Origin of the sequence: Enterococcus caccae ATCC BAA-1240, from assembly GCF_000407145.1 — a bacterium.
Lineage (GTDB): Bacteria > Bacillota > Bacilli > Lactobacillales > Enterococcaceae > Enterococcus_L > Enterococcus_L caccae.
In genome coordinates this window covers 120,733-143,279 of record NZ_KE136472.1, presented here as the reverse complement: position 1 = coordinate 143,279, position 22,547 = coordinate 120,733, and the positions used below count along the sequence as shown (strand labels likewise).

The following is a 22,547-nucleotide window of genomic DNA, read 5'->3' as shown; positions in this document are numbered from 1 at the left end:
AGAATAATAAGAGATATAAAAAGTGGAGAGGAGCGGATATTGTGTCCTTAAATAAGAAAGAAACGGCACTTATAAAGCTGTTGATCCAACATTACAATTGGCTATCTTCAGCTTTTCTGGCAGAAGCATTATCCACATCAACAAGAACAATACGTAACTATGTAACTCGGATTAATCAAAATGCTAACTTTGAAATGATCCAATCCTCAAGGCAAGGATATAAAATCGATAGTAGTGTTCAGATCGATGAATTTGTTTCTCATAATAAACGGGAATTGAATACACCTGTTGAACGCATGTATTATTTGATGAATTTATTGATAAAACACAAAAATGTCGATTACTTTGAAGTGGCAGAAACGTTATTTGTCAGCATTCCAACCATAGAAAAAGATACCATTCGGCTCCGCAAAAAAATGAATAAATATCATTTAAAAATCGTTAAACATAGGCATTTTCTAAGTATGGAAGGTGATGAGTCCAACTTTAGAAAGCTTACTAGTGATATGTTGCAAGATGAGGCATTGCAAAATTTTCAATCCGTGGATTACATTCAAACCGTATTCCCGGATATTCCAATTGAAACAATCCAAAAAATCGTGATCGATCGTTTGAGCAGTCAACATCTCTATATAAATGGCTATGCTATTAACAGCCTATTACTCCATATTGCTATCGCCATTAATCGTCTTCAGCATCATCAACGATCTGAAGTGGATGTTATTCCAGAACTGTTTACTGACGATCATATTGAATATCAAATTGCTACACAGATTGGAAAAGATATCAATGAGGCATTTGCTGTAGAGATGGATCTTTATGAAATCAACAACTTGACTCTCTTACTAATGACCAAAATATCACCATCAAATGATGCTTTCTTAAAAGATTATATGGGCACGTCTATTTATACCTTTATTTCCACTATGATGGAAACTGTTGCCGAAAAATATTTTATTACTCATATTTCAGATGAACTAGTATTGAATTTAGCATTACACGTGTCAAACCTAATCTCACGAGCAAAAACTGGCAAACAAGTTCATAATCCTTTATCTGAAGAAATCAAGCAATCCTATGCTTTTATTTATGAAGTAGCTGTTTTCATTGCCAAACAGATTCAAAAACAGATCAATATTCCAATTTCGGATGATGAAATTACATTTATCGCACTTCATATTGGTTCATACTTTGAAGAAAAATTTGAGTCAGAAAATAAATTAAGTTGTGTGATTTATACGCCGGAATATTATGATATGCACAAACGTTTGATTTATAAAATCGGGGATACATTCAAATCTAGTTTAAATATTGTAGGAACCTTTTATAGACTAGACAGTAAAACTCTGGCAAAAATAGAACAAGCTGATTTAGTTTTATCGACTATAGAAATGAAGGAGCTGGAACATATCGTTTTAATTTCTCCTTTTTTATCAGGAAAAGATATAAAAAAAATCCAACAATCTATCCAGCTAGTAAAGCAAAAAAAGTTGTTGAAAACTTTAAAAGAAAGTGTCCAAACATACCTAACACCAGAGCGGTTTGAACGAAATATTTATTTAAAAACTCCAGATCTATACATTGAACATCTAGGGGCTCAATTAATCGAAAAAAACTATATTGATGTTCATTTTATTGACTTGATCAAAGAACGAGAAAAGATGTCTGCTACTTCGTTCAATAACTCTGTCGCTTTACCACATGCGATTGAAATGAGCGCTGAAAAAACGGGGATCTCTATTATTTTGAATGACAGACCTGTAAAATGGGGAAATCACTATGTTCAAGTGATTATCATGATTGTTATGAATCAAGATGATATAAAAAAATTCCGGCAATTATTTGATTTTATGATTGATACCTTTTCAAATCAGGGGAAATTAAGTAATCTTTTGAAAGTTAATGATTATGAAGGATTTATTGATGAATTATTTAATTAAATAGTTAAGTATAACGACTGATTGATTTACATTATAACAAAAAGCTAAGAGAATTTAATCTCCTAGCTTTTTTCTTATTGATCCATTTAGTTTTTACCTACAAAAAAAGATACAACTGCAACTAAAATCACAGCACCGATAATTGAAGGAATCAATGCCATACCGGCAACTTGAGGTCCCCAACTTCCTAGAAGAGCTTGACCGATTGATGAGCCTACAAGACCTGCAATAATATTGAATATCCAACCCATTGATTTTCCCTTACTTGTGATCGCTCCAGCAATAGCTCCGATAACGCCACCTACGATTAAAACCCATAACCAATGCATATATATTGCCTCCTTTACAAATAGAATAATGTTAAAAATGATTACTTATTTATGCTAACAGATTATTTATTTTCTTGCGAAAGAAATGCATTTTAGATTTGTTTTTTATCATTTTTATTTCATCTCATCTGTTATTAAAATCGTTACATGATTTTTAGTCCCACAATTTTTACAATTATAATGAAGATTTATTTCATCATCCACTATAGTATCATCACAAACTAATTCGATCTCATCGCCAGAAAGGTTCAATTCTCCTAACGGGATATTCACTCTTTGATGATTTTCTTTATCCGTTCGCGTGTTTAATAAAAATTTACCGATCATTTTGTTTTCACAATTTTTACATGTAAGTTCAACACTAATTTCTCGTTCCATCGCAACAATTCCTCCTTATCAACACAAAATGAATCTATATAAATAAGTTTATATGCTTTTAATGAATAATTCGATTGATATGCTTTGAAACTAACTTTGTTAAACAAAAAAGCTAGAATCCGATTGGATTCTAGCTTAAAAGTTAATCTTAAAAAGATTATTTTACTGTGATTGAAGCGCCAACTTCTTCTAAAGCAGCTTTTAAAGCTTCTGCTTCATCTTTAGAAACGCCTTCTTTAATTGGTGCAGGAGCGCCATCAACTACTGCTTTAGCTTCTTTCAAGCCAAGACCAGTTGCTTCACGAACTGCTTTGATAACTTTAACTTTTTGATCGCCTGCAGAAGTTAATTCTACAGTGAATTCAGTTTGTTCTTCGCCAGCTGCTGCTGGTCCTGCTGCTGCGGCTACTGGAGCTGCTGCAGATACGTCAAATTTTTCTTCAATAGCTTTTACTAAATCGTTTAATTCTAAAATAGTTGCGCCTTCTAATTCTGCAACAATGTTTTCAATGTTCAATGCCATTATGGTTTCCTCCGTTTTAATAATTCATTATTTTTTAGTTTAGTTTGTTACTAGGCTGCAATTATGCAACTTCTTCTTCTTTTTCTGCCACTGCTTTGACAGCGTAAGCCACTTGTCTGACTGGCGCTTGTAGTACAGATAAAAGCATAGAAAGTAGTCCATCGCGACTTGGAAGTTTTGCTAAAGATGTCATTTCTTCTACTGAAGATACTTTACCTTCAATAACGCCACCTTTGATTTCCAATGCTTTGGCAGTACTTGCAAATTCGTCGATGATTTTAGCAGGTGCTACTACATCTTCGTTACTAAAAGCGATTGCTGTAGGTCCTGTAAATACTTCGTCCAAGCCTTCTAGTCCAGCTTTTTTAGCTGCACGTGAAAGGATAGAGTTTTTGATAACTTTCATTTCAACATTTGCATCACGCAATTGTTTACGTAAGTTCGTCACTTCTTCTACAGTCAAACCACGGTAGTCAACGATGACTACAGAAGCTGCTGCTTGAAACTTAGCTGTTGCTTCTTCGACTAGGGTTTCTTTTTTAGCGATTGCTGCTTCACTCATTTATTTTCACCTCCTGATTATTGATGGAGAAGTTTAGATTGGTTTACAAAATGATACTTCGCTCACTTTGTTCGCCAAGTATTGTTTTACATCGTCTTTTTTTCAAAAAGTCGTGTAAAACAACAAAACTCCATGCCACCGTTGACATAGAGGGACGTAATTGTATGTATCAACAATTGTCCTCGGTAGGAAATTAAGACTTGCGTCACCTACTGTCTTCGGTACAGTTAATTATTAACCTCAACTACCTTACCATGGGAAAGGTAGTTGAGTCAAGTATAAATTCTAATTCTATATCTTCATAAATTAGTTTTTCTAATTAAAATGAAGCTTGGTCAACGTGGATTCCAGGGCCAAATGTAGTTGTTACTGAAATGTTTTTGATATATTGACCTTTTGCTGCTGATGGTTTAGCTTTCAACAATACATCGTTGATTGTATTGAAGTTTTCTAGTAATTTTTCATTATCAAATGAAACTTTACCAATTGGTACGTGGATGTTTCCAGCTTTGTCAACACGGTACGTTACTTTACCAGCTTTTACTTCGTTAACAGCTTTTGTTACGTCCATTGTTACAGTACCAGTTTTAGGGTTAGGCATAAGACCTTTAGGACCTAAGACACGACCTAATTTACCAACTTCAGCCATCATGTCTGGAGTTGCTACTACTACGTCAAAGTCAAACCATCCACCTTGGATTTTTTGAACCATGTCAGCGTCACCTACGTAATCAGCACCAGCTGCTTCAGCTTCTTTTGCTTTATCGCCTTTAGCAAAAACTAAAACGCTTTGTGTTTTACCAGTTCCGTTAGGTAATACTACTGCACCACGGATTTGTTGGTCTGCTTTTTTAGGGTCTACATTTAAACGGTAAGCAACTTCAACAGTTGCGTCGAATTTTGCGATATTTGTCTCTTTAGCCAAAGCGATTGCTTCTGCTACAGGGTAAACTTTTGTTGCTTCAACTTTTTTTAATGCATCTTGCATTTTTTTGCTTTTTTTAGCCATTTTGTTTCCTCCTTGATTGTGGTTATAACGGTCGAACCTCCCACGTAATTCATATCTTTGAATATGAAATAAACTGAGAAGCTACTTCTTTGGGTTCCTTAGAATAAAAATTATCCTACAGTAATTCCCATGCTTCTTGCAGTTCCTTCAACCATGCGCATAGCTGCTTCAATATCAGCTGCGTTTAGGTCTGCCATTTTAAGTTCAGCGATTTCTTTTACTTGATCTTTCGTAACATTCGCTACTTTCGTTTTGTTTGGCTCACCAGAACCTTTTTCGATTTTTGCAGCTTTTTTAAGTAATACTGCAGCTGGTGGTGTTTTCGTAATAAATGTAAATGAACGATCTTCATATACAGAGATTACTACTGGAATAATCAAACCAGCTTGATCAGCTGTACGAGCGTTGAATTCTTTTGTGAATCCCATAATGTTGATACCCGCTTGACCTAGCGCTGGACCTACTGGTGGAGCTGGTGTTGCTTTACCTGCAGGAATTTGCAATTTAACTAATTTTTCTACTTTTTTTGCCACGAGACATACCTCCTTGAGTCCGTGATGTGGTTAATTGGAGATGAAGATTTCTCCTCCCACGTCATTCTTTGACGAATCAAAGAAAATTAATATGCAAAAATGCACACTAGAAAAGTATACTCTACTTCTAAGTAAATTTCAACACTTTTCAAGCTTATTTTTTGAATAGAAATGAGAACAAGATAAGTTTTTCTCGCATTTTTAGTCCGCTTCTAGTTTCTTTGCTTTAATTGTGATAGACTTTCGTTAGAAAAATCCTGATTTAAATTAAAGGATAGGTGAATGAATAATGGAAAATCTACGTTATAAAAGTGTTTTTGACATCATTGGTCCTGTCATGATCGGACCAAGTAGTTCTCATACTGCTGGTGCTGCTCGTATCGGTAAAATCGTTCGGAGTATTTTTGGTGAGCAACCAGATACAGTTGATATTTACTTATACGAATCTTTCGCCAAAACATATCGTGGTCATGGAACGGATATTGCTTTAGTTGGTGGTTTGCTGGATATGGAACCGGACGATGAGCGTCTGGCTGATTCTTTAAAGATTGCGCATGAAAAAAACATGGAAGTTTTATTTGTTCCACTTAAAGAAAAAGCTGAACATCCAAACTCAGTTAAATTACTCGTTTCAAAAGGTGAACGAAAACTTTCTGTCACAGGAATCTCAATCGGCGGCGGTAATATTCAAATTTCAGAATTAAATGGCTTTAAAATTTCTCTGACAATGGGGACCCCAACTTTCATTATCGTGCATCAAGATGTACCTGGAATGATTGCCAAAGTAACCAATTTACTATCAGATACAAATATCAACATTGGAACAATGACTGTGACACGAGAGTCAAAAGGTGAAAAAGCAATCATGATCATTGAAATCGATCATGCAGATATCGGAGACATCACAATGAAACTCGTTCAGATCCCTCATATTTACAGCGTGAATTATTTTGATTAATTTAAATTAAAGGAGCAAACTAGTTATGTTTCTATCTATAGAAGAATTAGTGCAACAAGCTGCAGATTTTCCATCAGTAGCTGAGTTAATGATTGCAACTGAAATAGAAAATCATGGTCATAGTCGGGAACGAATCATTGAAACGATGGAACGCAATCTTGCTGTGATGAAACAATCAATCGAAGAAGGTGTTGATGGTGTAACATCTGTCACAGGAATCACTGGCGGAGATGCAGTTCGAATGAATGACTATATTCAAGCTGGAAATTTTTTAAGTGGGAAAACCATTTTAACAGCCGTTCGAAATGCCGTTGCAGTTAATGAAGTCAACGCAAACATGGGGTTGATCTGTGCGACACCCACTGCTGGAAGTGCTGGTGTAGTACCTGGAGTTTTAATGGCCGCTATTGAGCGTTTAGAACTGACACATGAACAACAATTAGATTTCTTATTTACTGCTGGTGCATTTGGTTTAGTGATTGCTAATAATTCATCGATCAGTGGTGCTGAAGGTGGTTGTCAGGCCGAAGTTGGTTCAGCAAGCGCGATGGCCAGTGCCGCTTTAGTATGTGCCGCTGGCGGCTCAGCCGATCAGGCTGCACAAGCGATTGCCATTACTTTAAAAAATATGATGGGGTTGATTTGTGATCCTGTGGCAGGTCTCGTAGAAGTTCCTTGCGTGAAACGTAACGCTCTAGGTTCTTCCCAAGCCTTTATTTCAGCTGATATGGCCTTAGCGGGTATTCGCAGCGTGATTCCGCCAGATGAAGTGGTTGCTGCGATGTATCAAGTTGGTCGTCAAATGCCACAGATATTTAAAGAAACTGCTGAAGGTGGGCTTGCAGTAACACCAACTGCCCAACGCTTAGCAAAAGAAATTCTGGATAACCAAACAGATAATTCAAATAACTAATAAATAAAAGTAGCAGTCAAAACAAGTTGGTTTTGACTGCCACTTTTTTATTGATCTATTTTTGGCTGTAATCGTGTCGTCACGCCGATACGGTTATAAATATTGATTGTTCCCACCAATATAAGTAACTCGCCTATTTCCTTTTCGCTGTAATATTTTTGCAATTCATGATAAGTCTCATCCCTTACTCCACCTTGTTGGATCAACGTGACTTCCTTTGTAAATGCGAGTACCGCACGTTCTTCTGCTGTATAAAAAGATGCCTCTTCCCATGAAGTTAATCCAATGATTCTTTGCAGTTTTTCTCCTTTAGCTAAAGCATCTTTTGAGTGCATATCAATACAAAAGACACAGCTATTTAATTGAGAAGCATAGATTTTGATCAATTCTTGTAATTTTTCGTTGATACTTCCAGATTTACCGATTTGATCTAGTTCTGCAATTTTTTGATATGCTGTCTTGTTTTCTTTTGGTAATAAGAATCTTGTGCTAGTCATCGTAATATCCCCTTTGATTATTATTTGATGTTACACCTATTAAGACCAACTAACCTGATAAAACGTGACAGCTTTTAAGAAATATTTTTTAATTTATCTGGATTATTAATAATAAAAATATGCTGAACCTTGTTTTTTTCTAAATTTAACCCTAAAAATAAAATACTTTTCAGTTGATTTTTCTCTTTAATAACTAAGCATGGTTGCTGATAAATTTCAGTTACAAAACGTTCGTCTCCAAAAAAGTCGTGAGGCATAACCCCCTTTAAAAAAGTAAAAATCCGAGTTGATTTCACCAATGTTCTAAGCGGTGCACGACGTTTTTGACCTCCATCGATCGACATTTTGGCTTCTGTTGTTAAATAACTTAGCAATGGGGTTAGGTCCCCTTTTTCAATGCTTGTATTAAACAAGTCGATAAATTGTTGATTTTCTGAATTACTGGATCTATCAACAGAAATATTGGCTTCTTTAATCGTTTTTTTTGATCGACTCAATAATTTCCGAGAATTTTCAGGGGTTATATCCAGTAACTGACTAATTTCTTGGTGAGAATAATCAAAAATATCTTTCAGCAAAAAAACAACGCGCTCTTGCGGGGTTAAGGACTCCATAACGACTAGTAAAGCATATGTAATTTTTTCTTTTCCAATCATTGGCTCTTCAACACACTCTATTTCTGGCTCTGGAATCCATGGTCCATAATAGTCTACACGTTGAACTCGTGCAGAATTCAAATAGTTGATCGAACGATTCACGACAAGCTTTGATAAAAAGGCTTTAGGATTATCGATTGAATCAATTGGTTGCTCTAACCATTTCAACTGAACCTCCTGTAAAATATCTTCTGCTTCTTCTCGTGAATGACAGATTCTATAGGCAATCGAGTATAATAACGATTTAAAGTTGTTAAAAATTAAAATGGCTTCTTCCATGACTTGCCCTCATTTCTATTCATCATTTACATGTACAATTTTAGACTCATTATAATTGCTATTACGGTCTGATTCAATGTCAAAATCTTTTTAGTCTTTGCTTTCATCAAAAAAACTGTTACTTCATTCGATCCAATGAAGTAACAGTGTCCATTTTATTTCAACAATTAAAATGCCTCTATTTCTGCTAAAGTCGGCATGCCAGTCTGCGCCCCGAGTTTGGTAATGGAAAGTGTCGCACCTTTTCCAGAAAGCTTGATTGCTTCTGAGGTCGACATTCCTTTAGCCAAACAAGCAGCTAAAATCCCGTTAAACGTATCCCCCGCACCCGTTGTGTCCACAATCATCACTTTTTCAGCAGGGACAGTCACAACCTCATTTTTAGTTGTGTAAGAAATGCCCTCGCCTCCTCTAGTTACGATTAGCTGAGTATCATTTGCTTTTGACCAATTCAACATCTCTTGTTCAAATTGGTCTGCATTTGGAATTCTGTGTCCTAATAAACCTTCAAATTCTGTTTCATTTGGCGTAATGATATCCACAAACGATAGCATTTCAGGAACCTGGTCATTGTACGGAGCTGGATTTAAAATAGTGATAGCACCTTTGCTCTTAGCAAGTTGCAACCCTCTTTTCACAGTATCGACAGGTATCTCTAGCTGTGTCAAAAGAACATCTTTAGCCGTTATTCTTTCATTTAATTCACTATCGATGTTCGTCAACAACATGTTTGCACCAGGTAAAACTACGATTGCATTATCTTCTTTTAGTTTAAAAATAGACGCAACACCTGTGAAAATATTTTTTTCAGATATGACAGCACTCACATCGATGTGTTCATTTTCTAAGTGCTTATAAACCTTAGAACCAAATGTATCGTCGCCGATTTTTCCAATTAGAGAAACCTCTGCACCCACTCTGGAAGCAGCAACCGCTTGATTAGCGCCTTTACCTCCAACATAATAATCAATCGTCTCTCCTAGTAGCGTTTCTCCAATTTTTGGCAGTCGGTCTGTTTCCATGACCATATCCATATTGATACTTCCTAAAACTATTACTTTGTTCATCGCGGACTCTCCTTACTTATATTTTCTTCAAATACTTATAGAAAGAACCCAGATGCTCTCTTTCAATTTCAGTGTACTCTGAAATTTTTTCAAAACCATGCTTCTTAAAAAAATGCTGCATGTTACGATTGGACTGATTTGTACTTGAATAAATATGCTTTCCATTTTTTTCTTTTACTCTATTTATTATATCATTTAGTAATTTTGATGCATAACCATTAGATAAATAATTTGGATTTGTTGCGATACGCCTTAGACTATAGGCATTTTGATCCAACTTATCCAAGGTAGCTACCGCAACAATGTGACGATCCACAACTAATTTGTATAAAGATCGCTCATAAATATCATGCTGAACGATGTGTTCATTCGGATAAAACTTGGTCCATTGATGCACATTCGTTTGATCCATATATTTTTTTGCTGATTCAAACAAATCGTTGATTTCTTTAAAGTCCTTTAGTTCAGCCAACGTTATTTCCATTTATACTCATCTCCGCAAAAGTTCAGCTCCTTAGATTAATAAGGAAGTAAAAGAATCGATAATACAACGACGCAAATAATCCCTACAATCGTCGGAACACTTGTCCGTTTTAAAATACGAACTGGGCTTACACCAACAGTTGATGCAACGATCATCACAACTGCGGCTACTGGTGAAATCGTTCTTGCTAAGTTTGCAATCATTTGCATTGGTAATGAAATCAAAATGCCATCAATTCCAGCTTTAGAGGCAATATCTGGAATCAATTCGATCACTGCATAAAACATAGCCAACCCACCACCACTTAGAATACCAAATAAAGTAGTAGCACCACTGAAAATCAATGTTGTAACTAATCCAGCTGATGCCGAAGATTCAACAGATGCCATTAAATTATCAATAATTCCTAGCGATTGAACTGCCGTCGTAAACAAAGAACCTCCAACAACTAGCATGACAACTTGGCTAAATCCTTGGCCCATCCCTTTAAACATTTCTGCTGCGGAATCTTGAATTTTTTTATACGATCTATGTCTAATTGTTTCAAACGCTACAGCTATAAAAAATGAAATGAATGTCAAAACAAAGATATCCATTTGAATCCCTTTTACAAACATACTTGTGATTCCAACGACTAAAATCAAGATCAACGGTAATAATGGTAACAGCGCATAAATTTTCGGTGTATCAAACTCTTCTTGCTTCGCGAGTCCATCATTTTCGATTGCAACAAAAGCAGCAGCGCCTTCTTTTTTATCACAATATTTTTGCCAAAAATAATGTACAACCGCCATGATCAGCAAAGTAGGAATTGAAATTTTGGCATTCCATGCAACATACGTCAGCAAATCATAATCTAATGTTTGAGCTGCAATAACATTGTCTGCTCCGAGTGGTGTTGGCATAATTGTCGCAGTCATAGCGATTACACCTGCTGCAGTCAAAGAAGAAATGCCCATACTTGCTAACATCGGATATAAAATCGCCATCAAAATAATTGCTAAACTAGAAGCACTTGGCACAACCAAAGACATTAAATTACCAACTAAGAAAACAAGTGGCACGAATAATGCTTTTGATTTTATTTTTTGTAGCGGTTTCACTAAAATATTCACGGCTACTTGATTGGCTCCAATTACGTTCATATAGCCTGAATAACCAAATAAAATCATAATAACGATTCCCGCCGAACTAACTTGGGCAATGATCGTATCTTTGAATTTCAAGAAAATATCAAAGAATGCTAAACCCGTTCCTTCACCAGCTGGATACAACGGATGCCCCAATAAAACAGCAAACAATAACAAAATCAATGCCCCACTGATCAAACTTAGAGCAGGGTGATAATTCTTAATAATCAAATAAGCAACAAGAGCTAGAACAACTAACACTAACAATGACTCAATCATAGTATGACTCCTTTTTTAATTTATTTTTTCTAAATTTGATACGACCCATTTTTGGAATGCTGGAATATCGATATCTAAACACGCCGTTGCATTCGTTGAATCATGATATTTCATTTTTAAATCGGCCACTGTTGCCCCTGCAGCTGGACCATCTAAAGCGATTTCAATAAAAGTTTCTTGAACTGTGAATAGATCTGGATCAGTTAAATAGGCAATGGCACAAACATCGTGCATTTTTAATCCGGTCTGTAAACTACCACCACGATAATGTTGGAATAATGAGTAAAACATATTGCCCACTTTCCCAAAAGCTTTGATTTTTTCTGTTTCATTTTTTGTCAATAAAGCTGTACTAGTTACATCTAAGCCAACCATTACGATTGGAATACCTGATTGAAAAACGATTTGTGCAGCATGTGGATCAACATAGGTGTTGAATTCTGCACTCGTATTGGTATTTCCTCTTGATAGCGAACCACCCATCATCACGATTTCTTTGATATTTTGTTTTGTTTCTGGATACATACTTAAAAGTAATGCAATATTTGTTAAAGCTGCAATTGGAACTAACGTGATTGGTTCTGAGCTGGAAAGGATGCAGTCTTTCATTGCTTCTACAGCATGAATATCAAGAGCTTTGGCTGTGGCTTTGGGGAAATCGTATCCATCCATTCCACTTTCTCCGTGAATTTCTGCTGAATCTTCTAGCTGGATCAACAATGGTTTATCACAGCCTTTCGCAACAGGGACCTGTTTTTCGAAAAACGATACTAATTTCAATGTGTTCTCAGTCGTTTTGTGTACGTTTACATTTCCAGCAACAGTTGTTAATAGTTGGACATCTAATTCTGGATGATTAAGGGCGATCGATAAAGCAACTGCGTCGTCAATTCCTGGGTCTGTGTCAATGATGATCGGTCTTTTTTCTTTTATCATAAATCCTTCCTCCTTCTTAGGTTAAGCGCATTACCAAAATGGTATAAAAAAACACCTTTTGAATAATCAAAAAAGCATTTTTTAGATTAACCGCTTAATCTATCTGAACCTTATGATAGCGTTTTATTTTGGGTTAGTCAATAACTATTTTATTTTTTTGACACTTTTCCCTTTAAATAAGCTTGGCTGCAAAATAACCGTTGTGGCTTTCAGTTGTTTCTTTGTCAGTTTCTTTTTTAAAAGGGAGACTGCTTGTTCTGTTAAAGAAGAAATGTTTTGTTCTACTGTTGCTAAGGAAGTGCCTAGAATATCTGCTATTTCTAAACGGTCGTAGCCAATGACCGAAAGCTCTTCTGGAATCTTCTTTCCACTGTTTAAAGCTTGTTTTAAAACACCAAATGCAACCATATCGTTGGAGGTTATCACGGCTGTAACCTCTGTTAATCCGAAGAGTTCATTAGCTTTTTCGATGCCACAATTAAAACGATAACCCGTTTCAATGATGTAGTCCTCATTTACGTTTATATCATAACTTTGCAATGCTTGTCTGTAGCCCTCAATTCGTTCAAGTGTACTTGGCACCTTAAAATCTCCTGTCATGAAAGCAATATGTCGATGACCATTTTCTAGAAGATATTCTGTTGAAAGCTTACCACCTTCTTGACTGTCAAAATAGACTTGATTGACGCCTTTTATGGAAACCTGTCTATCCACCAAAACAAATGGTGCATCGATTTCTTTTAAAAAATCTTCTTGTTCTTTTTTGCACGAAAAAGACTCATTCGACAACGCAATGATCAACCCATCAACACCACGATTTAACAGCATTTGAATCAGATTTTTCTCTACAGCAAAATCATCATTAGAATTAACGATAATCGTCAAATAACCCATCACCCTAAATTGCTCTTCTAATTGTTTGCACAGTTTTGAAAAAAATGGATTTTCAATATCAGGAATAACAACACCTATCGTTTGTGAAGCGTTTTTAGCAAGGCTTTGAGCAGCTATATTAGGAATATAATTCAATTCTTTTGCGATTGTTTTTATTTCTTGCTTCTTTTTTTCAGAAATTCTAGAAGGTTTGTCATTTAATACTAAAGAAACTGCAGCTTCAGATACATTGGCCATTTTTGCAATGTCTTTCATTCTGATTTTCATGGCTCTCTCCTTTATCAATAGGCTTGTTTTAGTCGTTTATTTCCATAAAAAATCTGCAACAAGTTGATCTACTTCTATATTTTCGTGTAGTTGGCTATGCTGTGCAGATTTTCCATAAAAGATTTTTTCTTGTACTTGATTGCCGTGTTCTTTAAACAATGAAATAACACTTAGTGCATCTGCAACAGGAACCGCTTCATCACTTAAACTGCCATCTTCTACGTCACCTGCGATGATCAAAACGCTCATATCTTTAGATATATTTTCACTTCCAGTAATGTAATCATTCAGACGATCGCTTTGAACTGTAGGCCCATTATGGATCACATCCTCGATTGTTTCTCCATTAGATAGTTCTACAAAGTTATTGAATGGAGCCGCTATCCCGATAAATTTGTTGACCTTAGGCAGGCTTGGATCATCACCAAAAGTAGTTAAATAACGTAAGGAGCTGGCACCACCCATTGAATGTCCTACTAGATTTACGTGAGTTACATCATAGTTAGTTTGCATATATGCCAAACAATATTTGATCCACTCAGCTTGATTCCATTCATTGTTTTTATTATCTTCAAATAGGACTTGGACACTAGGATTCGTAGCTTTACTAGTCAGCTTGCCTTTTGCCTTGACTTCTCCCTCAGCACTTATGGTTAAAATCAGTTCTTTTTTGGTAAGGTCATTTCTTTCCATGCGCTTGATCATGCGACCAAAAGAATTGTTGCCACCACTATATCCATGAATAAATAATGTGGGCATAGATGATTTTTGAATCGTTTCAATGTTCGTTGAATCCTTCTGCACTTTTTGATTTTCATTATCAGATGATTTTTGACTAGTGCAACTAACCAAAAGCAACAAGAAACAAACAGCTATTATCAAATTAAACTTTTTATTTTTCATTTAATCACCTTTTCAACTATCACTATAGTAAGAAGAGAGTAGCACAAAACTGCGGTTAGTTTTGCTCCACTCTCTACATGCTAAAACAGATTCGTTTTAGCTTTTTATTTTTTTAGATTGAATCAACTTGTTCAAAATCTAACTCTGTGCTTGTTTCACGACCAAACATGTCGATGTTCACTTTTAATTTTTGACGTTCTTCATCGACTTCTGTTACTTCACCTTCAAGACCAGAAAACGCACCTTCAATAATACGAACTGTATCGCCTAATGCAACATCCAAATCAGATTGACGTGTGCTCATACCGATTGAACGTAAGATATGATTGATTTCTTCTTGCAATAATGGGGCTGGTTTGCTTCCGGCACCATGTGAACCAACAAAGCCTGTAACGCCTGGTGTATTACGTACTACGTACCAAGAATCATCTGTCATCGTCATTTCCACTAGTACATAACCTGGGAATGTTTTATGAACGATTTCTTTTGATTTACCATTTTTTACTTCTGTTTCTGTTTCTTCTGGAACAACGACACGGAAAATAAAATCTCCCATGCCCATACTTTGTGCACGCGATTCAATGTTGGCTTTTACTTTGTTTTCGTAACCTGAGTATGTATGTAATACATACCAATTTTTTTCAAATGATTCCATTTCTGCTTCGGCTCCTTTAAGTTTGATAGTTGATGAAACAATTAATTAAAAGCAACAAGACTTTTCTTGCGGCTTATTTTTTTCATGTGAAAATAAAAAAACCTCAGTCCCCCGAAGTTTTTCCTCATGTGTATTATAGCACTTATTGCAACGAAATACTAGTTTGAATTATTTAAGAATCCAACCAAAAACTGTTTGGATCACTGTATCCATTACGAAGAATAATGCCGCAAAAATAATTGATGTTTCAATAACGACCAACGTATCTTTGCGTAATTGTTTTTTAGATGGCCAAGTCACTTGTTTCATCTCATCTTTAACACTACGTAAAAATTTCATCTGTACTCCTCCATTTTCTATTTCGTCTCTTTATGTAACGTGTATTTTTGACAGTATTTACAGAATTTTTTGATTTCTAACCGTTCTCCACGTTTTCCTTCACTGACGGCTTTAGAATAGTTTCTGGAGCCACAATCTGAACAAGCAAGTGCTGATTTTTTTGTTGCCATTGTTCAACCTCCTCTATTCGCAAATTTACTCAATAACATTATCATTCTTTCAGCAAAATGTCAATGGATACTCAATAAACTATGGTTTTCTTTCAAATTATGTTATCATTAGCTTGTCAGATGAATTTAACCTACGGGGGGTCAAAATATGTTATTAAAATCCGTTGTTATCAAAAAGAAAAATCTTACAACAGTCAATGAATCTTGCACTTTGGAAGAGGCTTTGAAAATCCTTGAAGATTCAGGTTATCGTTGTGTGCCGATTTTAGATGAGTCGGAAAAGATTTTTAGAGGAAATATTTATAAAATGCACATCTACCGCCACAAAGCAAACGGTGGAGACATGAATTTACCAGTTACTTATTTATTAAAAAATGCGACAAAATTTATTTTCGTCAACACCTCATTCTTCAAAGTTTTCTTTACGATCAAAGAATTACCTTACATTGCAGTGTTGGATGAAAATAACTATTTTTATGGTATTTTAACGCATAGTACGTTATTGAATATTCTTGCTCAGTCTTGGAATATCCAACGTGGTAGTTATGTTTTGACAATTGCTACAACTGGTAAACAAGGAGATTTAGCTGCTATGACAAAGATCATTGCTAAACATAGTAGTATTGCCAGCTGTATTACGTTAGATATCGGTGAGGATGAATTTATCCGTCGTACGTTGATTACATTACCTGCTGAAACAACTGAAGAAACCTGTGCAGTGATTGTTGAGAATTTAGAGCGTAAGAATCTTAAAGTCGTTGAGATTGAAGATTTACAAGCAAATGCTGAATAAAATGTAAAAAAAAAGCCTTTCAATTGAAAGGCTTTTTTTTAACGTTCTTCACCAATAATACGGACTTCTGTCTCTAATACAACATCAAATTTTTCCTTAATAACTTGTTGAATATGGGCAATCAATTCTACATAATCAGTAGCAGTAGCATGATCGATATTCACGATAAAACCTGCATGTTTTTCTGAGATTTGAGCTCCGCCCCATTTCATCCCTTGTAAACCAGCATCTTGAATCAATTTTCCTGTAAAATGTCCCTCTGGTCGTTTAAAAACACTGCCGCAAGATGGATATTCTAATGGTTGTTTTGATTCTCTTAATTCTGTTAGCTCTTCCATTTGACTCTTAATGATGCTGTGTTCTCCCTTTTCTAAAGAAAAAGTTGCTTCTAACACAATACAATGCATATCTTGAATCGCACTATGACGATAAGAAAATTGCATCTCTTCGTTCTTCAAAGTTCTGATTGTTCCATCTTCTAACAAGACATCTACGCTTGTGAAAATATCTTTGACCTCACCGCCATAAGCACCCGCATTCATATAAACAGCTCCACCGATGCTGCCTGGAATGCCGCACGCAAATTCAAAACCTGTTAAATCATGCTCTAAAGCAACATATGTTGTATCGATCAATTTTGCGCCTGCTTCCACAATGATCTGATTTTTAGAAACCGTGATTTGCTTCATATTTTCCAACATGATCACCATTCCTCTAATACCACCATCCCGTACAATTAAATTACTGGCATTTCCTAAAACAAGCCAAGGGATTTCATGACTTCTGCAGTATTCGACCAAAGTTGTTACTTCAGCTCTTGATTTTGGAAAAGCCAAGACATCTACAGGTCCACCTGTTTTGGTAAAGGTAAAGTTCATCAAAGGTTCGTCAAATAGTAACGTTATATCTGTTAACTCATCCATCATTTCAATTTTATTCATCGAAAGTCGTTCCTTTCTTTCAAACATCCTACTTATTCTAGCATGTCAAAGAGAAACTTTCTAGTCTGAGTCTATAAAATATGTTCTTGATGTTTATGTAACATCTGTGCACATAATTCATGACTAGTGAAAACTTTTTCTTGTTTTAAATGAGTGCCGTCATTTGTTTGAACAGCCTTGATAAATTCCTCCACCATTTGCTCAAAACCTCGTTTTTCCAACGTTGTTGTCCAATCACCAAACTTTTTTAGTTGGATTCCAGATTGGTTTTTAATCGTTAAATCAGTTAGATCTTCTAAAATCAATGTTCCCTCTGGGCTTGTTAATTGATAGGTTTCTGTATTCGCACCAGCATAGAGATTCATTGAGGCAATCGCTGTAGTCGTTTCGGTTTCTACATGAAGCACGGCTCTTTTTAGCAGATTGCCGTCTTCAATAATTTTTGTTTCAATATGACGAATATCATCATCAAGTAAATAAACAAGTAAATCAGCTACGTGTAAAAATAAATCATAAATCACAAAATTAGCTGTAGATTCTGATGCTACTCGATTTTTTTGAATCAGTAACATATTTTTATTCTCAACAGCTTTCAATTCTTCTACAAAAGGTGCAAAACGACGATTAAAGCCCACCGTCAACAACAGATTTTTTTCTGTAGCTAAAGTTTGTATTTCTCTTACTTCTGCTAAATTTTCACTTAAAGGTTTATCTACGAAGACATTGATGCCCGCTTCAAGCAGTTGTTTCACCACTTGTCCATGAACTTTGGTTGCAGCATGGACAAAACAAGCAGTTATACCAGCTTGAATCAATTCTTCTGTTGAAGACACCATATCTGTAAAGCCATATTTTTTGCTAATCATTTGACGTGTCTGTTCATTTCGGGTAGATAGTACAAAAGTTGCTTGGTCTCTGAGTTTGGCATACACAGGTAAGTACGCTTTTTGAGCAATGTTTCCTAAGCCGATAACACCTATTTTCATAGTATTCCCTCTCAATCATTTCTAGATAAGACTATCATACTATATTTTGTTCTAAAAAGTGAGAAAATCGAGTACATTCTAATTCACCAATACATCTGCATCTGAATAGAGAACACACCCAAACTATAAAAAAACAACATTCTACGATAAAACTCTACCGAAAACAATTGAGTCTAGTATAGCCGTTCTTTTATATGATATCACCACTTCAGTTAACAGTATGCTTTTGATCTTTATTTAAAAATAAGGTAACTCACTATCAGTACAATACTATCACTATCCTGATTTACAACATGAGATTGGGAATGGTTACAAAAAGTTTTCGTTCCTCATTATTAAACGTCTTTATGTTAAACTATTACTTAGAACTACTCAGCTATAGAATTTTAGGAAGGTGCTGTAGAAATGAAATGTATATCATGGAATGTCAATGGCTTACGTGCTGTTGTTAAGAAAAATTTTATGGAAGTTTTCAACGAATTAGAGGCAGATTTTTTCTGCTTACAAGAAACAAAACTGCAAGAAGGTCAAATCGATTTAGACTTACCTGGCTACTACCAATACTGGAATTACGCTGAGAAAAAAGGCTACTCTGGTACTGCTATTTTTGCCAAAGAAGAAGCTTTAAGCGTTCGTTATGGCATGGGACTTGAAGAACATGACCAAGAAGGACGTCTCATCACACTGGAATACCCAAACTTCTTTATGATTACTTGCTATACACCTAATTCACAAAACGAATTAAAACGTTTAGATTACCGTATGACTTGGGAAGATGCATTCCGTGCGTATTTAAACGAGTTAAGCAAAGAAAAACCAGTGATTCTATGCGGCGATTTAAATGTTGCCCACAAAAATATTGATTTAAAAAACTGGAAAACCAATCAAAAAAATGCTGGCTTTACACCAGAAGAGCGAGCAAAATTCACTGATTTACTCGATAGTGGCTTTATAGATACCTATCGCCATTTCTATCCTGATCAAGAAGGCGTTTATTCGTGGTGGAGCTATCGTTTTAATGCTCGGAAAAATAACGCTGGGTGGAGAATCGATTATTTTGTCGTTTCAGATGGCTTGAAAGACGCTTTGACGAGTGCGAAGATCCACACAGAAATTACTGGAAGTGATCATTGTCCAGTTGAGGTTGACTTGACTATTGCTTAGTGAGTGTGACATAACTCTTCGAGTCATATCCCACTCACTTTGAATCCAAATAAACGGTGGGAGTAGAAGCAATCTTATCAGAAACATGCTGAAATTGCTGTAAAACACAACGAGGAATGAGTTGATGTTACACAGTACCTACTTGTTTCTCAGGATTAAGCACTCCTGTCCCAACCTCTTTTTATTTAGTTTCTGTTAATATTTTTCAATTAGGGTTACTATACGTCATTCATTTTGTTATACTACATGTATGAATTAATTTTGAACTGAAAGGGATAATGAACATGAATTTTTATTCCATAGACTTTGAAACAGCTAGTTATGCTAAGCATAGTGCCTGTTCTGTCGCGTTAGTAAAAGTAGAAAATAATAAAATCGTTGATGAATACTATTCTTTGATTAAACCAGAAACAGATTTTTTCTGGAAAAATATTCAAGTTCACGGAATCAAACCAGAAGATGTAGCCGATGCACCTAAATTTCCAGAAGTTTGGAAACAAATTCAAGGTTGCTTTAAAGCAAATAGTTTAGTAGTTGCTCATAATGCTCCTTTTGACTGTGGTGTTTTAGCTGGATGCTTGGATTATTATGGCATTGATCAGCCAAATTACCTTTCGCTATGTACTGTGAAAACCAGTCGTAAGTTATTTCCAGAAATGCCAAATCATAAATTAAACACCGTTTGTGAGAATCTAAATATTCAATTGAATAATCACCACGATGCTCTAGAAGATAGCCGAGCCTGTGCTGAAATTCTGTTGTATCAAGAGAAACATTTTGGTGTTGAACCGTTGAAGAAACTTGTCACAATAAAATAGTTATGATATTTTTTATATTCTCTATCTACAGTTAATCATTATTGTAGATAGCTTTTTTTAGACTTACCAACAAGAAAGGATTCATCAATGAAAAAAGCGATATATCTATTAGCGGGAGCATTGATTCCTATCATTTTATTTTCGCTGTGCTATTTTTTGTCACCAGACTCGCCTGGAGTAAACAAATCTAAATCTGAAGAAACCCAATCTTCATCTAGTCTATCAAAAAAAGTCGATAAATTAACTTATTCCCCTATGGGCGATAGCATAAGTGCTGGGCTGATTGTCAAAAATGAAGAGCAAATATTTACCAATATTTTGGCAAATCTAATTGAGGAATCTTATGATATACAAGTTGAGCAAAAAGGAGTATTTAATCCTGGTGCACGAGCTAGTGATCTTGGGATTTCAAGCATTGAAGACGTCAAGAAGCAAAAACCAAACATTGTTACGATAGAATACGGAACGAATGATCTTTTAGATTATAAAAATGAAAATAGTTTAAAACAATTTGAAGTAAACTTATCTTATATCATATCGGAGCTTCAAGAACAAAATATTCTTATCGTTTTAGTAACTACATGGAACAGAGACCAAAATATATCACAACTTTATGACGATATTATCTTTAAAGTTGCTTCTAAATATGATATTCCTGTAGCAAATATTCGCAGCTTATGGACCAATACAAAAGATACTATCGAGCCTAAAAGTGCTGATAATTTTTTAAAAAACAAAAACATAAAAGATGATATGCATCCAAATGAAAAAGGACATGAAGAGATTGCTCGGCGGATTTTCCAATCCATTGAACCTAGATTATCAAATTATATTCATTTGTTTAAATGATCTCTTATATTTCATTTATATAGATAGTTGCTGAAATAATAAGACCATAAGAAAACTGGAAAACAGATTTCTTATGGTCTTTTAACATACCAGTAGCTAACTTTACATTTTTTTGATTCAAGTATATTCCTTATGTTCCAATACGCATCAAAATAAATAATTTCTGCCGCAAAATATCGATTATTGAGCAAACAATATAAACTATGATAATAATTAGAGCAGACGTCAGAACTAAATTTATACCATTATATGAAACTTTAAATGCTGTCAAAACTTTCCATAGATAATAACGAATATAGTTATTATCATGAATCAGATAAACACCTAACGTTGCAGATCCAAATAAATTCACCACAGGTATCTCGCCAACATCCCAATTTTTAAATCCACAGAAAAGCAAGATTGCCAAAAGAAGATAAAGAGGACTTTGAATGTCCATTAGCAAACCTTTTGAAAGTACGTTCTCACTTTGATCATTATGAACAGCAAGTAAAACGATTAAAAAAATGATGATTGCAAAAACAACAACACTTTTTATAAAATAACTTTTGCTACTCTTAGCAAATGATTCAGGATACATCTTTATATAAGCCGCAATAAGGTAAATAAACGAAAACCACATACCACTTTCAGTCCCACCATGATTCATAACCAACAATGATATAACTGGCTTAATTGATAAATACATCAAAAGAAATATTAAAAGAAATACATGTTGCTTTTTCTTCATATTTACAACTAAAATATTTAAAAACGGTGATAAACAGTATAGTAGCACATAGGAACTAATGAACCAATATTGTTGAAATGTTATAGGAAAACTAACCACAATAAGATTTTTAACGTTCAAAATAGAAGGATCTTTTCCAAAAAATGCAAATATTAAAAAAATACAAATTGAATAAAAAAATACTTGTAACCATAGATTTAGCAATTTTTTTGGTTTAAATGCTTTATTGACTAAAAAGTATCCACTAATCAATAAAAAACAATTTACTCCAAATTTCCCCGCCGATCCAACAATATCGAGAAAAATTGGTTTTATACTTAAATTCTCTCCAAAATTCCATTCTGAATGAACAACATAATGATGCATTACAATCATAAATGCACTCAATATCCTGAAAAGCTCAAAATTTGACTTTCTAACTTTCATGTATCATAATCCCCTTAATTTTTCAAATTTAAATTTCTTTTAATCTATTATACTAGATTCCATAAACAATTATAGTCTTCATCACAAAATAATTACCTATTTATAAATCTAAGCAAAACTTAATGATAAAAATAATTAA

General features: G+C 34.9%; 27 protein-coding genes and 1 other annotated feature. Of the genes, 7 read left to right on the top strand and 20 right to left on the bottom strand.

What is annotated here, in order from left to right:
* The first annotated feature begins 41 nt into the window (after positions 1 to 41).
* Complete coding sequence (locus I580_RS00675) at positions 42 to 1,940, top strand: BglG family transcription antiterminator (protein ID WP_010773249.1); 1,899 nt, start codon at positions 42 to 44, stop codon at positions 1,938 to 1,940.
* 86 nt (positions 1,941 to 2,026) lie between these two features.
* On the opposite strand, the gene I580_RS00670 is transcribed toward I580_RS00675, so the two are convergent.
* The 6 genes from I580_RS00670 to rplK all read right to left on the bottom strand — a co-directional run bounded on the left by I580_RS00670 (position 2,027) and on the right by rplK (position 5,274).
* Positions 2,027 to 2,269 carry a GlsB/YeaQ/YmgE family stress response membrane protein gene (locus tag I580_RS00670; RefSeq protein WP_010773250.1) on the bottom strand — a complete coding sequence of 81 codons (243 nt, stop codon included), beginning with the start codon at positions 2,267 to 2,269 and terminating at the stop codon, positions 2,027 to 2,029.
* A 114-nt stretch (positions 2,270 to 2,383) separates the two neighbouring features.
* Positions 2,384 to 2,647: a hypothetical protein gene (locus I580_RS00665; RefSeq protein WP_010773251.1), complete on the bottom strand. Its 264-nt coding sequence runs from the start codon at positions 2,645 to 2,647 to the stop codon at positions 2,384 to 2,386.
* A 157-nt stretch (positions 2,648 to 2,804) separates the two neighbouring features.
* Entirely contained in the window at positions 2,805 to 3,170 is a 366-nt protein-coding gene (gene rplL, locus I580_RS00660) for a 50S ribosomal protein L7/L12 (protein WP_010760579.1), read from the bottom strand.
* 61 nt (positions 3,171 to 3,231) lie between these two features.
* The gene (gene rplJ / locus I580_RS00655; RefSeq protein ID WP_010773252.1) at positions 3,232 to 3,732 is read right to left on the bottom strand and encodes a 50S ribosomal protein L10; all 501 of its coding nucleotides are present in this window, start codon (positions 3,730 to 3,732) and stop codon (positions 3,232 to 3,234) included.
* 112 nt (positions 3,733 to 3,844) lie between these two features.
* Positions 3,845 to 3,972: a sequence feature (ribosomal protein L10 leader region), on the bottom strand.
* Between the two features lie 79 nt (positions 3,973 to 4,051).
* A complete protein-coding gene (gene rplA / locus I580_RS00650) occupies positions 4,052 to 4,741 on the bottom strand; it encodes a 50S ribosomal protein L1 (RefSeq protein WP_010773253.1) in 690 nt (229 codons plus the stop codon).
* A gap of 110 nt (positions 4,742 to 4,851) precedes the next feature.
* A complete protein-coding gene (gene rplK, locus I580_RS00645; protein WP_010773254.1) occupies positions 4,852 to 5,274 on the bottom strand; it encodes a 50S ribosomal protein L11 in 423 nt (140 codons plus the stop codon).
* 289 nt (positions 5,275 to 5,563) lie between these two features.
* On the opposite strand from rplK, the gene sdaAB reads away from it, so the two are divergent.
* Positions 5,564 to 6,232 carry an L-serine ammonia-lyase, iron-sulfur-dependent subunit beta gene (gene sdaAB / locus I580_RS00640; RefSeq protein WP_010773255.1) on the top strand — a complete coding sequence of 223 codons (669 nt, stop codon included), beginning with the start codon at positions 5,564 to 5,566 and terminating at the stop codon, positions 6,230 to 6,232.
* Between the two features lie 25 nt (positions 6,233 to 6,257).
* Positions 6,258 to 7,145 carry an L-serine ammonia-lyase, iron-sulfur-dependent, subunit alpha gene (gene sdaAA / locus I580_RS00635; RefSeq protein WP_010773256.1) on the top strand — a complete coding sequence of 296 codons (888 nt, stop codon included), beginning with the start codon at positions 6,258 to 6,260 and terminating at the stop codon, positions 7,143 to 7,145.
* A 47-nt stretch (positions 7,146 to 7,192) separates the two neighbouring features.
* Here sdaAA and I580_RS00630 read toward each other — a convergent pair whose 3' ends face one another.
* From I580_RS00630 to rpmG, 11 genes are all read right to left on the bottom strand, one after another.
* The gene (locus I580_RS00630) at positions 7,193 to 7,642 is read right to left on the bottom strand and encodes a carboxymuconolactone decarboxylase family protein (RefSeq protein WP_010773257.1); all 450 of its coding nucleotides are present in this window, start codon (positions 7,640 to 7,642) and stop codon (positions 7,193 to 7,195) included.
* 74 nt (positions 7,643 to 7,716) lie between these two features.
* Positions 7,717 to 8,577: a sigma-70 family RNA polymerase sigma factor gene (locus tag I580_RS00625; protein ID WP_010773258.1), complete on the bottom strand. Its 861-nt coding sequence runs from the start codon at positions 8,575 to 8,577 to the stop codon at positions 7,717 to 7,719.
* A 167-nt stretch (positions 8,578 to 8,744) separates the two neighbouring features.
* Entirely contained in the window at positions 8,745 to 9,644 is a 900-nt protein-coding gene (gene rbsK / locus I580_RS00620) for a ribokinase (RefSeq protein ID WP_010773259.1), read from the bottom strand.
* A 16-nt stretch (positions 9,645 to 9,660) separates the two neighbouring features.
* Positions 9,661 to 10,128, bottom strand: coding sequence for a GNAT family N-acetyltransferase (locus tag I580_RS00615; protein WP_010773260.1), 468 nt, complete (start codon positions 10,126 to 10,128; stop codon positions 9,661 to 9,663).
* Positions 10,129 to 10,163: 35 nt separating this feature from the next.
* Positions 10,164 to 11,537, bottom strand: a complete 1,374-nt coding sequence (dcuC, locus tag I580_RS00610) for a C4-dicarboxylate transporter DcuC (protein WP_010773261.1) — start codon at positions 11,535 to 11,537, stop codon at positions 10,164 to 10,166.
* A 15-nt stretch (positions 11,538 to 11,552) separates the two neighbouring features.
* Positions 11,553 to 12,473 carry a ribonucleoside hydrolase RihC gene (gene rihC / locus I580_RS00605; RefSeq protein ID WP_010773262.1) on the bottom strand — a complete coding sequence of 307 codons (921 nt, stop codon included), beginning with the start codon at positions 12,471 to 12,473 and terminating at the stop codon, positions 11,553 to 11,555.
* Between the two features lie 144 nt (positions 12,474 to 12,617).
* On the bottom strand, positions 12,618 to 13,634 hold the full coding sequence (locus I580_RS00600) for a LacI family DNA-binding transcriptional regulator (RefSeq protein ID WP_010773263.1): 1,017 nt from the start codon (positions 13,632 to 13,634) through the stop codon (positions 12,618 to 12,620).
* Positions 13,635 to 13,670: 36 nt separating this feature from the next.
* Positions 13,671 to 14,537: an alpha/beta hydrolase gene (locus I580_RS00595; RefSeq protein WP_010773264.1), complete on the bottom strand. Its 867-nt coding sequence runs from the start codon at positions 14,535 to 14,537 to the stop codon at positions 13,671 to 13,673.
* Between the two features lie 112 nt (positions 14,538 to 14,649).
* Positions 14,650 to 15,192 carry a transcription termination/antitermination protein NusG gene (nusG, locus tag I580_RS00590; RefSeq protein WP_010773265.1) on the bottom strand — a complete coding sequence of 181 codons (543 nt, stop codon included), beginning with the start codon at positions 15,190 to 15,192 and terminating at the stop codon, positions 14,650 to 14,652.
* 168 nt (positions 15,193 to 15,360) lie between these two features.
* Complete coding sequence (secE, locus tag I580_RS00585; RefSeq protein ID WP_010773266.1) at positions 15,361 to 15,531, bottom strand: preprotein translocase subunit SecE; 171 nt, start codon at positions 15,529 to 15,531, stop codon at positions 15,361 to 15,363.
* A gap of 17 nt (positions 15,532 to 15,548) precedes the next feature.
* Entirely contained in the window at positions 15,549 to 15,701 is a 153-nt protein-coding gene (gene rpmG, locus I580_RS00580; RefSeq protein ID WP_010760564.1) for a 50S ribosomal protein L33, read from the bottom strand.
* Between the two features lie 148 nt (positions 15,702 to 15,849).
* On the opposite strand from rpmG, the gene cbpA reads away from it, so the two are divergent.
* Positions 15,850 to 16,494, top strand: a complete 645-nt coding sequence (cbpA, locus tag I580_RS00575) for a cyclic di-AMP binding protein CbpA (protein WP_010773267.1) — start codon at positions 15,850 to 15,852, stop codon at positions 16,492 to 16,494.
* Between the two features lie 38 nt (positions 16,495 to 16,532).
* Here cbpA and murB read toward each other — a convergent pair whose 3' ends face one another.
* Positions 16,533 to 17,435: a UDP-N-acetylmuramate dehydrogenase gene (gene murB / locus I580_RS00570; RefSeq protein WP_010773268.1), complete on the bottom strand. Its 903-nt coding sequence runs from the start codon at positions 17,433 to 17,435 to the stop codon at positions 16,533 to 16,535.
* Positions 17,436 to 17,506: 71 nt separating this feature from the next.
* Positions 17,507 to 18,421: a Gfo/Idh/MocA family protein gene (locus tag I580_RS00565; protein ID WP_010773269.1), complete on the bottom strand. Its 915-nt coding sequence runs from the start codon at positions 18,419 to 18,421 to the stop codon at positions 17,507 to 17,509.
* Positions 18,422 to 18,826: 405 nt separating this feature from the next.
* Here I580_RS00565 and I580_RS00560 point away from each other — a divergent pair, with 405 nt between their 5' ends.
* From I580_RS00560 to I580_RS00550, 3 genes are all read left to right on the top strand, one after another.
* Complete coding sequence (locus tag I580_RS00560) at positions 18,827 to 19,585, top strand: exodeoxyribonuclease III (protein WP_010773270.1); 759 nt, start codon at positions 18,827 to 18,829, stop codon at positions 19,583 to 19,585.
* Positions 19,586 to 19,869: 284 nt separating this feature from the next.
* Positions 19,870 to 20,403, top strand: a complete 534-nt coding sequence (locus I580_RS00555; protein WP_010773271.1) for a 3'-5' exonuclease — start codon at positions 19,870 to 19,872, stop codon at positions 20,401 to 20,403.
* Between the two features lie 87 nt (positions 20,404 to 20,490).
* A complete protein-coding gene (locus I580_RS00550; protein ID WP_010773272.1) occupies positions 20,491 to 21,252 on the top strand; it encodes an SGNH/GDSL hydrolase family protein in 762 nt (253 codons plus the stop codon).
* 130 nt (positions 21,253 to 21,382) lie between these two features.
* Here the strand turns inward: I580_RS00550 and I580_RS00545 are convergent, their stop codons facing one another.
* Complete coding sequence (locus tag I580_RS00545; protein ID WP_010773273.1) at positions 21,383 to 22,408, bottom strand: acyltransferase; 1,026 nt, start codon at positions 22,406 to 22,408, stop codon at positions 21,383 to 21,385.
* Positions 22,409 to 22,547 lie beyond the last annotated feature (139 nt).

Excerpts from the sequence above, each read along its gene's own strand:
- I580_RS00670 (WP_010773250.1), bottom strand. The coding sequence starts at position 2,269 with ATGCATTGGTTATGGGTTTTAATCGTAGGTGGCGTTATCGGAGCTATT.
- nusG (WP_010773265.1), bottom strand. The coding sequence starts at position 15,192 with ATGGAATCATTTGAAAAAAATTGGTATGTATTACATACATACTCAGGT.
- I580_RS00595 (WP_010773264.1), bottom strand. The coding sequence starts at position 14,537 with ATGAAAAATAAAAAGTTTAATTTGATAATAGCTGTTTGTTTCTTGTTG.
- I580_RS00565 (WP_010773269.1), bottom strand. The coding sequence starts at position 18,421 with ATGAAAATAGGTGTTATCGGCTTAGGAAACATTGCTCAAAAAGCGTAC.
- I580_RS00630 (WP_010773257.1), bottom strand. The coding sequence starts at position 7,642 with ATGACTAGCACAAGATTCTTATTACCAAAAGAAAACAAGACAGCATAT.
- sdaAB (WP_010773255.1), top strand. The coding sequence starts at position 5,564 with ATGGAAAATCTACGTTATAAAAGTGTTTTTGACATCATTGGTCCTGTC.
- I580_RS00600 (WP_010773263.1), bottom strand. The coding sequence starts at position 13,634 with ATGAAAATCAGAATGAAAGACATTGCAAAAATGGCCAATGTATCTGAA.
- secE (WP_010773266.1), bottom strand. The coding sequence starts at position 15,531 with ATGAAATTTTTACGTAGTGTTAAAGATGAGATGAAACAAGTGACTTGG.
- rplJ (WP_010773252.1), bottom strand. The coding sequence starts at position 3,732 with ATGAGTGAAGCAGCAATCGCTAAAAAAGAAACCCTAGTCGAAGAAGCA.
- rbsK (WP_010773259.1), bottom strand. The coding sequence starts at position 9,644 with ATGAACAAAGTAATAGTTTTAGGAAGTATCAATATGGATATGGTCATG.
- rplL (WP_010760579.1), bottom strand. The coding sequence starts at position 3,170 with ATGGCATTGAACATTGAAAACATTGTTGCAGAATTAGAAGGCGCAACT.
- rplA (WP_010773253.1), bottom strand. The coding sequence starts at position 4,741 with ATGGCTAAAAAAAGCAAAAAAATGCAAGATGCATTAAAAAAAGTTGAA.
- dcuC (WP_010773261.1), bottom strand. The coding sequence starts at position 11,537 with ATGATTGAGTCATTGTTAGTGTTAGTTGTTCTAGCTCTTGTTGCTTAT.
- cbpA (WP_010773267.1), top strand. The coding sequence starts at position 15,850 with ATGTTATTAAAATCCGTTGTTATCAAAAAGAAAAATCTTACAACAGTC.
- sdaAA (WP_010773256.1), top strand. The coding sequence starts at position 6,258 with ATGTTTCTATCTATAGAAGAATTAGTGCAACAAGCTGCAGATTTTCCA.
- I580_RS00545 (WP_010773273.1), bottom strand. The coding sequence starts at position 22,408 with ATGAAAGTTAGAAAGTCAAATTTTGAGCTTTTCAGGATATTGAGTGCA.
- I580_RS00560 (WP_010773270.1), top strand. The coding sequence starts at position 18,827 with ATGAAATGTATATCATGGAATGTCAATGGCTTACGTGCTGTTGTTAAG.
- rpmG (WP_010760564.1), bottom strand. The coding sequence starts at position 15,701 with ATGGCAACAAAAAAATCAGCACTTGCTTGTTCAGATTGTGGCTCCAGA.
- murB (WP_010773268.1), bottom strand. The coding sequence starts at position 17,435 with ATGAATAAAATTGAAATGATGGATGAGTTAACAGATATAACGTTACTA.
- I580_RS00665 (WP_010773251.1), bottom strand. The coding sequence starts at position 2,647 with ATGGAACGAGAAATTAGTGTTGAACTTACATGTAAAAATTGTGAAAAC.
- I580_RS00555 (WP_010773271.1), top strand. The coding sequence starts at position 19,870 with ATGAATTTTTATTCCATAGACTTTGAAACAGCTAGTTATGCTAAGCAT.
- rihC (WP_010773262.1), bottom strand. The coding sequence starts at position 12,473 with ATGATAAAAGAAAAAAGACCGATCATCATTGACACAGACCCAGGAATT.
- I580_RS00625 (WP_010773258.1), bottom strand. The coding sequence starts at position 8,577 with ATGGAAGAAGCCATTTTAATTTTTAACAACTTTAAATCGTTATTATAC.
- I580_RS00550 (WP_010773272.1), top strand. The coding sequence starts at position 20,491 with ATGAAAAAAGCGATATATCTATTAGCGGGAGCATTGATTCCTATCATT.
- I580_RS00615 (WP_010773260.1), bottom strand. The coding sequence starts at position 10,128 with ATGGAAATAACGTTGGCTGAACTAAAGGACTTTAAAGAAATCAACGAT.